The 12,190-nt window shown below is 38.3% G+C and carries 12 protein-coding genes; 10 read left to right on the forward strand and 2 right to left on the reverse strand.

From position 1 onward, the window contains the following. Nucleotides 1-116: 116 nt before the first annotated feature. From LCM02_RS07395 to LCM02_RS07440, 10 genes are all read left to right on the forward strand, one after another. On the forward strand, nt 117-1,307 hold the full coding sequence (locus LCM02_RS07395) for a pyridoxal phosphate-dependent aminotransferase (RefSeq protein WP_224927683.1): 1,191 nt from the start codon (nt 117-119) through the stop codon (nt 1,305-1,307). Then, nucleotides 1,307-2,311, forward strand: a complete 1,005-nt coding sequence (gene murB, locus LCM02_RS07400; protein WP_224927684.1) for a UDP-N-acetylmuramate dehydrogenase — start codon at nt 1,307-1,309, stop codon at nt 2,309-2,311. Before LCM02_RS07395 ends, murB begins: the two co-directional genes overlap by 1 nt. Before the next feature lie 163 nt (nt 2,312-2,474). Continuing rightward, nucleotides 2,475-4,580 (forward strand): elongation factor G, encoded by a 2,106-nt coding sequence (locus tag LCM02_RS07405; RefSeq protein ID WP_224927685.1) that lies wholly within the window; start codon nt 2,475-2,477, stop codon nt 4,578-4,580. Between the two features lie 67 nt (nt 4,581-4,647). Beyond that, a complete protein-coding gene (locus LCM02_RS07410) occupies nt 4,648-5,415 on the forward strand; it encodes a GNAT family N-acetyltransferase (protein ID WP_224927686.1) in 768 nt (255 codons plus the stop codon). 94 nt (nt 5,416-5,509) lie between these two features. After that, entirely contained in the window at nt 5,510-5,731 is a 222-nt protein-coding gene (locus LCM02_RS07415) for a membrane or secreted protein (protein WP_224927687.1), read from the forward strand. Nucleotides 5,732-5,736: 5 nt separating this feature from the next. Further along, nucleotides 5,737-6,840, forward strand: coding sequence for a glycosyltransferase (locus LCM02_RS07420; RefSeq protein WP_224927688.1), 1,104 nt, complete (start codon nt 5,737-5,739; stop codon nt 6,838-6,840). Nucleotides 6,841-6,847: 7 nt separating this feature from the next. Then, on the forward strand, nt 6,848-7,402 hold the full coding sequence (locus tag LCM02_RS07425; RefSeq protein ID WP_224927689.1) for an RNA polymerase sigma factor: 555 nt from the start codon (nt 6,848-6,850) through the stop codon (nt 7,400-7,402). A 12-nt stretch (nt 7,403-7,414) separates the two neighbouring features. Next, nucleotides 7,415-8,644, forward strand: coding sequence for an Nramp family divalent metal transporter (locus LCM02_RS07430; protein WP_224927690.1), 1,230 nt, complete (start codon nt 7,415-7,417; stop codon nt 8,642-8,644). Between the two features lie 80 nt (nt 8,645-8,724). Then, a complete protein-coding gene (locus LCM02_RS07435; protein WP_224927691.1) occupies nt 8,725-8,916 on the forward strand; it encodes a cold-shock protein in 192 nt (63 codons plus the stop codon). Nucleotides 8,917-9,132: 216 nt separating this feature from the next. After that, nucleotides 9,133-10,935 (forward strand): hypothetical protein, encoded by a 1,803-nt coding sequence (locus tag LCM02_RS07440; protein WP_224927692.1) that lies wholly within the window; start codon nt 9,133-9,135, stop codon nt 10,933-10,935. A gap of 63 nt (nt 10,936-10,998) precedes the next feature. Here LCM02_RS07440 and LCM02_RS07445 read toward each other — a convergent pair whose 3' ends face one another. After that, a complete protein-coding gene (locus LCM02_RS07445; protein WP_224927693.1) occupies nt 10,999-11,604 on the reverse strand; it encodes an alpha-ketoglutarate-dependent dioxygenase AlkB family protein in 606 nt (201 codons plus the stop codon). Between the two features lies 1 nt (nt 11,605). Continuing rightward, entirely contained in the window at nt 11,606-12,187 is a 582-nt protein-coding gene (nudK, locus tag LCM02_RS07450) for a GDP-mannose pyrophosphatase NudK (RefSeq protein ID WP_224927694.1), read from the reverse strand. Between the last annotated feature and the right edge of the window lie 3 nt (nt 12,188-12,190).

Raw genomic sequence — 12,190 nt, forward strand, 5'->3', positions numbered from 1 at the left:
TTTAAGATTAGAATAATATACATAAAGATACTAAAAATCATTGAAAAAAGGGAGCTTCAAAGAGGAAAAAGTAAATTATATTTTGCAATTTTGCAGTCAGATTCAACTCATATATTATGCCTGTTATTTCATCGAAAGGGTTACAAATGCCCGAGTCTCCAATAAGAAAACTCGTACCGTATGCAGAAGACGCAAAAAAGAGAGGAGTTCAAGTATTTCACCTCAATATCGGCCAACCTGATATTGAAACTCCGGAAGCTGCATTGAAGGCTGTTAAGGAGAATGATATTAAGATCTTATCCTATGCCCGAAGTGAAGGATCGGAGGAATATCGTAAAAAATTAAGCCAATATTACAGGAAAAACAATATTGAAGTCGACCACCAGGATATTATCGTGACCACAGGGGGATCAGAGGCTTTGCTGTTTACCTTAGGAAGCGTTACTGATTTTGGAGATGAAATCATCATTCCAGAGCCCTTTTATGCCAACTACAACGGCTTTTCGGTGGCGAATGGGATAAAAGTGGTTCCAATCGTCTCAAGTATCGAAGATGATTTTGCTTTACCTCCCATTGAGGATTTTGAAAAACTGATCACCGATAAAACAAAGGCCATTCTTATCTGCAACCCGGGTAACCCCACTGGTTATCTATATTCCATTGAGGAGCTGGAAAAACTGAAGGCTCTTGCCCTGAAACACGATCTTTTTCTTATTGCTGATGAAGTATATCGAGAATTCGTTTATGACGGTATTAAACACCATTCAATTCTCAGTCTGAAAGGCATGGAAGAACATGCCATCGTTATTGATTCTGTGTCGAAAAGGTATAGTATGTGCGGGGCAAGAATAGGATGTATCGTTTCAAAAAACAAAAATCTGATTCAGACTGCGCTTAAATATGCCCAGGCACGACTTAGTTCACCTTCGTATGCCCTTCTGGCCAGTGAGGCCGCGTTGGAAACTCCTGCAAGTTATTTTGAAAATGTCATTAAAGAATACGATGAAAGACGTAATGTTCTCATTGAGGCACTGTCAGAGATTGAAGGTGTAAAGGTATCACGTCCAAAAGGAGCTTTTTACTGTATTGCTCAGTTGCCGGTAAAAGATGCGGATGAATTTGCCCAATGGATGCTTGAAAAATTCAGCGACAATAATCAAACCGTCATGGTTGCCCCCGCAAGCGGATTCTATTCCACGCCTGGTTCAGGAAAAAATCAGATCAGAATCGCCTATGTTTTGAAAAAAGAAAGTTTGATACGTTCTGTGGAATTACTCAAACTGGCACTTGAACAATACAAGGACTAATGTTTCAGAAAAACGTCTCTTTAAAACCTTACAATACCTTTGGCATTGATGTAATTGCCGAAAAATTTGTGGAAGTCACATCTGCGGCGATGTTATCTTCGATCCTGTCTTTGAACAAGGATGTGATTATTTTAAGCGGCGGAAGTAACATCCTGTTGACGAAGGATTTGTCAAAACCTGTTGTGCTTCTCAAGAATAAAGGAATAAAGATCATTGATACATTTGAGGACCATGTGATTGTGCAGGCTGAGGCCGGCGAAAACTGGCATGATTTTGTCATTTGGTGTCTGGAAAAGGATTTCGGTGGATTGGAAAACTTGTCCCTGATACCTGGAAATGTGGGAACTTCGCCAATGCAGAATATAGGGGCCTATGGCGTTGAAATAAAAGATTGTTTTGTTTCATTGGAGGCGATGGAGATTCAGACTGGAAATACAGTCCGCTTTACCAAAGAGGAATGTGATTTTGGCTACAGGGAATCGGTATTTAAAAACGAGTTAAAAGGTCAATATGTTATTTTGAACGTCACCTTTAAACTTACAACAATAAATCATGCCATTTTTGACGGATACGGGGCGATAAAAGAACAGCTCAAGGAAGATGGTATCCTAAATCCTACCATACAAAATATTTCAGATGCCGTCATCAAAATAAGACAGTCAAAACTTCCCGATCCGAAAGAAATAGGAAATAGTGGAAGTTTTTTTAAAAATCCTGTGATTTCAGAAGAGCATTTCAAAAAAATTCATTCCACCTATCCCAATATGCCTTTCTACAGAATTTCAGAAGAATTTGTAAAAGTTCCTGCAGGTTGGCTCGTTGAGATGTCAGGATTTAAGGGAAAACGATTTGGAGATGCCGGAATTCACAAAAAGCAAGCCCTGGTCCTCGTCAATTATGATAAGGCAACCGGATCAGAAATACTTGAAGTGGCACGAAAAATTCAAAAAACCGTTAAACAAAATTTCAACATCTCACTCGAAATGGAAGTTAATATCCTGTAGGGATTAAAAAGCCGATCCCACTGTTTATTAAAAAGTTTTTCTACGGTTTTTGGCTCTTTTTTTACAGTTGAAAAAAAATTGATATAAGAGCTAACATATGTCATAAAATACTTGTCGTATATTTTCTTAACTTTATACAAGAGAACTTCTAAAGACAATTTCCATGAAAATATATGACGAAAAACACATTAAGAATGTTGCATTTGTTGGAGCCCATAACAGCGGCAAGACCACACTTGCCGAAACTATGTTATTTGAAGCAGGATTGATCAATCGACGAGGATCTGTGGAAGATAAAAATACCGTTGCCGATTATCACGACATAGAACACGAAAGAGAAACCTCCATTTTTGCCACACCTCTTCACACTGAATGGAGAAACTACAAAATAAATATTATTGACACTCCGGGACTCGATGACTTTATAGGCGAAATAGCCTCGACCATGAGAGTTGCGGATTCTTTGGTTACCGTAGTGAACGCTCAACACGGAGTTGAAGTAGGTACAGAAATCATCTGGCAATACATCAACAGATTCAGTCGCCCTACCTTATTCGTTGTCAATCAGATCGATCATCCTCAGGCTAATTTTGACAATAGTTATCAAAGCATCGTTGATCTTGTGGGAAACAACGCTGTGAAGATCCAGTATCCTATACTTCTTGACGGCGCTCAGTGTATTGTGGATGTACTGAAGATGAAATGTTACAAATTCAAACCAGAGGGCGGGAAACCTGAAAAACTTGAAATTCCGGAAAGTGAATCGGAAACAGCTAACTATTTGCATAATGAACTGGTGGAAAAAGCTGCAGAAAACGATGAGGAATTGATGGAACTTTATTTTGATAAGGGAACTTTGAATGAAGATGAGATGAGACTGGGAATTCAGAAAGGTATGTTACATCACGAACTTTTCCCTGTCTTCTGTGTTTCGGCATTGAATGACATGGGAACGGGAAGATTGATGGGCTTTATTGACAATGTGGCTCCGGCTGCTTCAGACCTTAAACCTGAACAAAGCCTGGAAGGAAACGAAGTATTTTGTAAGGCCAACGAACCTACGGCCTTGTTTATTTTCAAGACATTTCATGAGCCTAATTTAGGCCAAATCACTTTTTTCAAAGTTAAATCCGGTGAAGTAAACCAAAATGACAGATTGAAAAATTCCAGAAATGGCGAAACAGAAAGTCTGAATCAACTTTATATTATGGATGGTAAGAAAAGACATCAGGTCGAAAAACTTACTGCGGGTGACATTGGGGCCACTCTTAAACTCAAGAACACCGAAACCAATGATACCTTGAGAGATCCAGGAACTGAGATTACCATCAAACCTATAATCTTCCCTCAGCCAAGGATTAGAAAAGCGGTGGAAGCGGAAAACAAGAAAGACGAAGAAAAACTGAATGAGGTTCTTAAAAAGATGCACAGTCAGGATCCAACAATCGAAATAAAATACAGTAATGAACTCCGGCAACAGATACTGTCCTGTCAGGGGGAATTACATTTGGCAACCATTGACTGGACCTTAAAAAACCTTTATGGAATCAAGGCAATCTTTAACCAGCCAAGAGTGGCCTACAGAGAAACCATTCAGCGTGCTGCAACCCAAAGTTATAAACACAAAAAGCAATCAGGTGGTGCCGGTCAGTTTGGTGAAGTTCATTTAAAAATTGAGCCTTGGTATGAAGGAATGGATGAACCGGAAGGATTCAATATTAGAGGTAAGGAAGAAGTTGATCTGAAATGGGGCGGTAAATTGATTTTTTACAACTGTATTACAGGTGGTGTGATCGATACGCGTTATTTACCTGCCATCATGAAAGGAATTCTGGAGGTCATGGAAGAAGGCCCTCTAACCGGGTCCTATGCCCGAGACATTCGAGTAATGGTCTTTGATGGAAAAATGCACTCAGTGGATTCTAATGATATTTCTTTTAAAATCGCAGGAGCTCACGCGTTTAAAGCAGCATTCCTGGATGCAAAACCAAAATTACTCGAGCCAATCCTTGACCTGGAAGTCAAAGTGCCAGAGGAATTATTAGGAAATGTAATGACCGATCTTCAATCTAGACGTTCCATAATAATGGGAATGGACAGCGATGGTAAACATCAGATCATAAAAGCAAAAGTACCAGAAGCGGAGATGTATAAATATTCTACAAGTCTTAGATCACAAACGCAGGGACGGGCTACTTTCAGTACGAAGTTTGCTTCTTTTGAACCGGTTCCATCAAACGTTCAAAGCGAATTGATTCAGGAGGCCTAAATTCTGGAATTAACTTTTACCCATCAAAAATTTTTTTTGATGGGTTTTTTTTTGACCTTAGCTGCTTATGAAAATATTCCGATCAGAAAGTTTTGTTGATTATAAGACCTACACTTTTAATTATGCAACTTATTGCATAAAGGAAAAGAAAAGTGAATTACCTGAAATTTATGACAAAGGATTCCTGCCTTATTCCAATAATACAGATCTAAAAGTGGAGACTTATTATCTTGCAAGAAGCCTCAGGATTGAATTATCAGACTACAAAGAAACTTCTGAGAACAGACGCGTTGACAGGAAAATTCAGGAGATAAATCCTTCCTTCGAAGTTATCCCGGTAAAAGATTTTAATCTCAAAGACCCGGTATTCCTGTCCTATTGTTTTGATTTTGCAAACAAGCGTTTCAGCGAACCCATAAGTATGAATCGGCTGGAATATATATTTAGCGCCAAAAGTGTCAGCCATGTTTTTCGATTTAGAGCTGATGGTAAACCTGTGGGCTATGTCATTGCGATTATCGAGAATGACACCCTGCATTACTGGTTCGCATTTTTCGACCTGGACAACCCAAAATATTCTTTGGGTAAATGGATGATGTTCAGTGTTATTCGCTGGGCTTTTGAAAATGATCTTTCATATGTTTATTTAGGTACCTGTTATGGAGAAAAGTCTTTGTATAAAGTTAGAGACTTTAAGGGTTTGTCATACTTTGATGGCAATCAATGGGTTAAAAATGTAAAGTCTTTAAAATTGAAATGCAGGGCCGACGGTAATTTTGTGGTAGATACCTTCAAACAGGATACGGATTTATTCCTGGAAAATCTCAATGTTTAGACATTTCGATCAGTTCTTAAAGTAATTATAAAGTGGAGCAAAAGTTTTTCTTTAAGATAGGAAATCATTAATTTTGCCCCATAATTTTTTCGATATGAAATTACTTCTTTTAAGCATAATTCTTTTAGGTCTGGGCTTTGCTGGAATAGCGATTAAGATCTGGGCCAAAAAAGACGGTGAGTTCGACGGAACCTGTGCCGGAAAAAATGTTAGACTCAAAGCGGAAGGAATAACTTGTGGCTGTGGTAAGGAAGGGAGTTGTTCAACAAACCTTGACAACAAAGAAGCTGATCTAAGTCCAAAGAGTATAAGTTAAAAAAGATGTTATTGCTTATAGCATTTTACTTTATTATACTGGTTCAACTCTATTTTCATCTTTTCTTATTTCTTAAATTCTCGAATTACTCCAGGATACACGCAAAAGATCCTTCAGTTGGAGTGAGTATCATCATTTGCGCAAAAAATGAGGCCGACAATTTAAAGGAATTACTTCCTTCACTTGCGAATCAGCAACATGAAAATTTTGAGATCATATTAGTCAATGACGGTTCTGAGGATGAAACAATTAAGATATTTCGATCCTTTGAGAAACAATATTCCAAAGCGGTATTCACGATAAAAGTCGTTCATATAGACAAAAAAGATTCCAAAGGCAAAAAATCTGCTTTGGCTCAAGGGATCAGTCATGCTGATCATGAATGGATTTTATTGACTGATGCTGATTGTGTTCCGGTGAGCCATCAGTGGATCACATTAATGACTTCCGCTTTAAACGAACAAACAGAAATTGTCCTGGGTTACGGCGCCTATGAAAAAATCGAAAGATCCTTTTTGAACAAACTTATTCGTTTTGAAACCTTAGTCACCGGCATGCAGTACTTCTCCTATGCTTTGGCCGGAAAACCATATATGGGGGTGGGCAGAAATCTTGCATATAAAAAATCGAGTTTTGACAGGGTGGATGGCTTTTCAAATCATATCAATGTTAAATCCGGTGATGATGACCTGCTTATTTCGGAAATTGCCGATGATTCAAATACGCAGATATGCTCAATCAGGGAATCGTTCACCATATCTATTGCGCCTAAATCTCTATCAGGATGGATCAAGCAAAAAAGAAGGCATATTACAACCGCGGATCATTATAAGAATAATATCAAATTTCTCCTGGGTTTATTCTATCTTTCTCAACTTTCTTTTTACATACTTTTTGTTGCTCTCATGATTAGCGGAAATTTTCTGCCGGCAGTTATTTTTGGATTTTTCTTAAGATTCCTTTTCTGGTATTTGAACCTTTCAAAAGCCGCCTCGAAGTTAAACGAAAAAGATTTGGTCCTATTTGGACCTTTGTATGAAATTTCAATTATATTTATGCAGTTGTATATCTATTTAAGAAATTTAGTTACTCCCCCAAAACATTGGTAATCAAAACATGAGCGACATAAAAGACATCAGTTTATTAATTGATCAGGCCAAAAAAGGGGAACAAAAGGCTTTTAATGACCTCCTTAACTTATATTGGAAAGAAGTTTATCTTTTTCAGTTGAACAAATGCAAGAATGAAGATGAGGCAGAGGACATCACGATAAAAGCTTTTGCCAAAGCCTTTGATAAAATTGACAGTTACGATGAAAAATTCCAGTTCAACACCTGGCTGATCACAATTGCTCAAAACCTATATATTGATCATTTGAGAAAGAAAAAAACTGAAACTGTCTCTTTAAATAAAAACCGAAAAGAATTTCACAGAATTGTCGATGAAGATCCTTCTCCCTCGGACAAACTTATTCAGGAGCAAAATCTTGCCCAGTTAAAAGCGTATATCAGCCAGCTAAAACCGCATTATCAGGAAGTGATCAACCTCAGGTATTTTCAGGAATTAAGTTATAAGGAAATGGCGACAAAACTTGATGAACCCATGAACAATATTAAGGTGAAACTGTTAAGGGCAAAAAAACTTCTTGCCGAGATTATTACGGGGAAATAATTGATCAAATTTATGAAAGGGAAATTTGGCGATATCATCAAAAATCTGGGGCCAGGTTTACTTTTTGCAGGTGCTGCCATAGGAGTTTCCCATTTGGTTCAGTCGACACGCGCAGGAGCAGATTTTGGCTTTGGTCTGCTCTGGGCTTTACTTTTGGTCAATCTTTTTAAATACCCTTTTTTTCAATTTGGACCCAGATATGCCGCTGCAACGGGTGAAAGCCTCATCGATGGTTATAAAAGGCTGGGCACGTGGGTATTGATACTCTATTATGTGCTAACTTTTTTAACCATGTTTACCATTCAGGCGGCAGTAACCATAGTGACTGCCGGACTGGCTCAAAACCTCTTCGGCCTGACCTCAAACCTGACGATCTGGAGCCTTGTCATCACCATTATAAGTCTCGTTATTCTTCTTTTGGGGAAATATCATATCCTTGACAAAACGATGAAAATCATTATTTCTGTTTTAGCCATAAGTTCTGTTATTGCAGTCGGTATTGCTGCCTTCAAAACAGACCAGAGTTTTTCACTCGCTCCTCAATTTCCCAAGGGAACAATTGAGGTTGCCTTTCTTATAGCTTTCCTTGGCTGGATGCCGGCTCCCTTAGACATTTCAACCTGGCATTCCTTGTGGGCTATAGAAAAGCAAAAGGATACGGTCAAGGATTTTAACCGGCAAAGAGCCCTCACCGATTTCAATATCGGATACATATCTACTGTTTTCCTGGGTATCTGTTTTATGAGCCTTGGAGCTTTTGTCATGTTTTATTCGTCAGAAGAAATCAGTCAGGGAGCCAGTGGATTCGCAAGTCAGCTGATCAGTCTTTACACAGATAACCTGGGAACAGGTGCAGCTGTGTTTATCGGGGTCGCTGCATTAACAACGATGTTCAGCACTACGCTAACCACCCTGGACGCATCTCCTCGTGCCATGGCCCGAAGTACTGAACTTCTATTTAATAAAAAGAACTCTTATTATTACCTGATATGGATACTTACCTTATCGACAGGAACACTTATCATTCTTGGCTATTTTAAGGCGAGTATGATCACTTTTGTAAAAGTTGCTACAATTATTTCCTTTCTAACAGCTCCTTTTTACGCTGTAGCCAACCTTTTACTTGTTACCGGAAAACATATGCCTAAACAGGCAAAACCATCTTTGGCTTTGAGAATTCTCAGTTATTTGGGAATCGCTTTTCTCATATTTTTCAGCATCTTTTATCTAACAAACATCTAATTCAGTACTTTACGCCTTGAATTAAGTACGGGTTTATAAAAAATAGTACTATCTTTGTACTTTAATTATAATTTATTACAATGTTACAAGGAACAGTAAAATTCTTCAATGAATCCAAAGGTTATGGATTTATCACTGAAGAGGGTTCAAACAAAGAGCATTTTGTTCACATTTCTGGTTTAATTGACAAAGTTAAAGAAGGAGATGCAGTTGAATTCGATTTAAAAGAAGGTAAAAAAGGATTAAACGCAGTAAATGTGAAGACCATTTAATATTTGGCTTTAATTTTTTTAATTGACAGAACCTATTCGTATGAATAGGTTTTTTTGTTTAAATTTTAAATGTTTTCCCTATTTCTTAAAACATGATAAATATCAATAAATAAGAACTCTTGAATTTTATTTTTGTAGGCTGTGCGAACTGTTACCAAAAAAAGCTTGGATCAATGGTTCGAATTTACTTTACGAATACTGAAAAAAGAGAAACAAATGCCTGCAAAACATACCTTTCATATCCCGGTTATGGGGACCGGTTTTACCTTGGACACCCCGTTAAAAGTATCACATTATGGAATGGATTCTGTCATATCCATCGTAGATGATGTTTTAATTGAAAAGCTCAGAAGGAGCTACTGTGAGAAGTTTGAGATTCCTTATCAGACGATTACAAACAAAATTGAAGACTTCAGAGCCAAAAGAATCACCTCCTATTTAAATCTTTTACAGGAGCTGACTGAAGAAAAATTCAAGCAACTTAAAGAGGCCACTTATGAATCAGGCCTTGAATTGAGAAACTATTTTGACATGCTTCCCGATTCGAGTACCTTAAAAGAGCATTTTAAAACAATGCTATCTGAAAATGCTACTTGGAATGATATCAAATCCTGGGCCCATGATCATTTGAGTATGGGTAGTATCGATGTAAATATTATGACAAAACTTGATAAGTCCAATTATCAGCATGGAGAAAAGCTGGATCAGGAATACAACGATGCTCACGCTGCTCTGAGAGGTTTTGCGAAAAGCAACCTTGAATCGTCACTGATTCTATCTGCGGGCATGAACCCGAGATTATACAGCTACATGGAAAATTTTGATGACTTTTATCCGGATGCCAATGGATATATCAAGAAGAAAATCGTTATCAAGGTAAGCGATTACAGATCTGCCCTGATTCAGGGTAAATTTCTGGCCAAAAAAGGACTATGGGTTTCAGAATACAGAATTGAATCCGGGCTTAATTGCGGTGGACATGCCTTTGCTACAGAGGGGTTCCTTTTGGGTCCAATATTAGAGGAATTCAAAATGAATAGAGAAGATCTTGCGAATGCAGTAAATGAGATTCTTTCAAAATCCCTGTCCGATGCGGGGCGGGTTCAGCCTAAGAAACCTCTGCCTTTAAAAATTACTGCACAGGGAGGCGTTGGAACAGATGAAGAGCATCAGTTTCTTATCGATCATTACGGCTTAGATTCTGTGGGCTGGGGAAGCCCTTTTTTACTGGTGCCTGAAGCCACAACGGTTGACGAAGCTACTTTGACTAAATTATCTGAAGCGGAAGAAAAAGATCTTTATTTGAGCAATATTTCTCCGCTTGGAGTTCCTTTCAATAATTTAAAAGGGAATTCTAAAGATATTGAAAAGGATATTAAAACAGCTTCTGGCAAACCCGGAAGCCCTTGTCCCAAGGAATTTCTTGCCTTAAACAGTGAATTTTCTGATAGATCAATTTGTACCGCCTCAAGGCAATATCAACGAAACAAGATCAAGGAACTGGAAGCCGAAAACCTACCCAAAAAGACATTTTTAAAGCAATTTGAACGAATCGTTGAGAAATCTTGTTTATGTGTCGGTCTTGGTGCAGCTACAGAAAAGATGCACAACATCAAGACCAGCAGGACTTCAAAAGGGGTTTCAATCTGTCCCGGACCCAACATGGCCTATTTCTCGAAAATTATGAGTTTGAAAGATATTACGGACCATATTTATGGCAGAAATAACCTTTTATCAGGAAAAGACAGGCCTCACATGTTTTTAAAAGAACTAAAACTATATGCTGATTACCTACAGGAAAAGCTAGAAGACACAAAGGGTGAATTGAACAAAAGACAAGAGAAATACTTTCTTTCCTTCGCCAGTAATATGAAAAACGGAATAAACTATTACCAAAATCTTTTTAACAGATTTGTGGATCGGTTTGAAGACTCTAAAAACAGTGTTACTACCGAATTGCAGCGACACATGAAAAATCTTGAGCAGTTTGAGAAAAGACTTAAATCAATGACCTCATAATGTATTGAACGCACCCCTTGGTCATCCGGGAACTCACATTCATAATTCAATTAAATATAACCTTTAGGCAATGGTCCTGAAGGTTAAATTAACCCTTGGAGAAATAACCTTTTTACTTACTGGCAAACTGTGAGACCAATATGTTTGGACTGATCCTCTCATCAGGACTAAACTTCCTGGTTCCAGTTGCAACTCAACTTTCTCTTTTGACTCCTTATGCTTAAAAACAAATCTTCTGGTGGCTCCAAAACTCAAAGAAGCAATAGCTCCTTTTGGTTTTAGTTCTTTTTCATCATCACTGTGCCATCCCATGCCTTCCATGCCACTGTGATATAAATTCAGGAGACATGAATTAAACCGTTCTCCGCATACCTCCTCGACCCTGTTTTTTAAATTTAACAATTCCTCCTTCCAGGAAAGTGCCGTTTTAAGCGACTGCGAATACGAGTATTTAAAAGGCCTGTCACCATACCAGGCCACTTTTCTCCTGGTAATTATTTTTCTTCCAAACATAAAAAGTTCATCCTGTTCCCATTGAATTTCATCCAGTAAAAAATTCAGATAGTCAGTCGCTTCGTTTGAATCGAAGATAATTCCGTAATAATTTACAATTCCATCTTTAGGCAGAAGATTTCTATCAGGATCAATTTTTTCATCAAACAGTTTCATCTTATCTCATTAAGCCAAGCAGCTTCAAATGCTGCAAAAGTATGATCGTCTTTGCATCCCTGATCTGGCCATTGTCCATCAGGTCTAAGGCTTTACTAAAATCAAGTTCCAAAACACTGATATCCTCATGTTCTTCTTTAAGCCCCCCTCCTGTTCCAACCCGATCAGACTCCTCGTACTGTCCAATGTAGAGGTGAACCACTTCTGTTACGGCTCCCGGGGACATATAGGCCTCATAAATTTTCTCAACCTTGGATACTCTGAATCCTGACTCCTCCTCCGCTTCTTTAATCACACAGGTTTCGGGATCATCACCATCGAGTAAACCCGCGCAGGCTTCAATCATCATTCCCGATTCATTTCCATTCAGATAGGTTGGCATCCGAAACTGGGAAATTAATATTACGGTACTTTTCTCAATGTTGTATAGTAAAACCGCTGCACCGTTTCCCCTGTCATAGGACTCCCTTACCTGCTCCACCCAACTGCCGTCAGGCATCTGATAGTCAAATACAACCTTATGAAGTGTATACCAGTTGTCAGACAAGAGCAGCTTCCTCACATTCCTTATTCTCGGATTCATAGG

The sequence above is a fragment of the Lutimonas saemankumensis genome (assembly GCF_020171465.1).
Taxonomy (GTDB): Bacteria; Bacteroidota; Bacteroidia; order Flavobacteriales; family Flavobacteriaceae; genus Lutimonas; species Lutimonas saemankumensis.

What these genes read in the sequence shown, in the direction of transcription:
- LCM02_RS07430 (WP_224927690.1), top strand. Translation starts at nt 7,415, where the DNA reads ATGAAAGGGAAATTTGGCGATATCATCAAAAATCTGGGGCCAGGTTTA.
- LCM02_RS07415 (WP_224927687.1), top strand. Translation starts at nt 5,510, where the DNA reads ATGAAATTACTTCTTTTAAGCATAATTCTTTTAGGTCTGGGCTTTGCT.
- LCM02_RS07405 (WP_224927685.1), top strand. Translation starts at nt 2,475, where the DNA reads ATGAAAATATATGACGAAAAACACATTAAGAATGTTGCATTTGTTGGA.
- LCM02_RS07440 (WP_224927692.1), top strand. Translation starts at nt 9,133, where the DNA reads ATGCCTGCAAAACATACCTTTCATATCCCGGTTATGGGGACCGGTTTT.
- murB (WP_224927684.1), top strand. Translation starts at nt 1,307, where the DNA reads ATGTTTCAGAAAAACGTCTCTTTAAAACCTTACAATACCTTTGGCATT.
- LCM02_RS07435 (WP_224927691.1), top strand. Translation starts at nt 8,725, where the DNA reads ATGTTACAAGGAACAGTAAAATTCTTCAATGAATCCAAAGGTTATGGA.
- LCM02_RS07395 (WP_224927683.1), top strand. Translation starts at nt 117, where the DNA reads ATGCCTGTTATTTCATCGAAAGGGTTACAAATGCCCGAGTCTCCAATA.
- nudK (WP_224927694.1), bottom strand. Translation starts at nt 12,187, where the DNA reads ATGAATCCGAGAATAAGGAATGTGAGGAAGCTGCTCTTGTCTGACAAC.
- LCM02_RS07425 (WP_224927689.1), top strand. Translation starts at nt 6,848, where the DNA reads ATGAGCGACATAAAAGACATCAGTTTATTAATTGATCAGGCCAAAAAA.
- LCM02_RS07445 (WP_224927693.1), bottom strand. Translation starts at nt 11,604, where the DNA reads ATGAAACTGTTTGATGAAAAAATTGATCCTGATAGAAATCTTCTGCCT.
- LCM02_RS07410 (WP_224927686.1), top strand. Translation starts at nt 4,648, where the DNA reads ATGAAAATATTCCGATCAGAAAGTTTTGTTGATTATAAGACCTACACT.
- LCM02_RS07420 (WP_224927688.1), top strand. Translation starts at nt 5,737, where the DNA reads ATGTTATTGCTTATAGCATTTTACTTTATTATACTGGTTCAACTCTAT.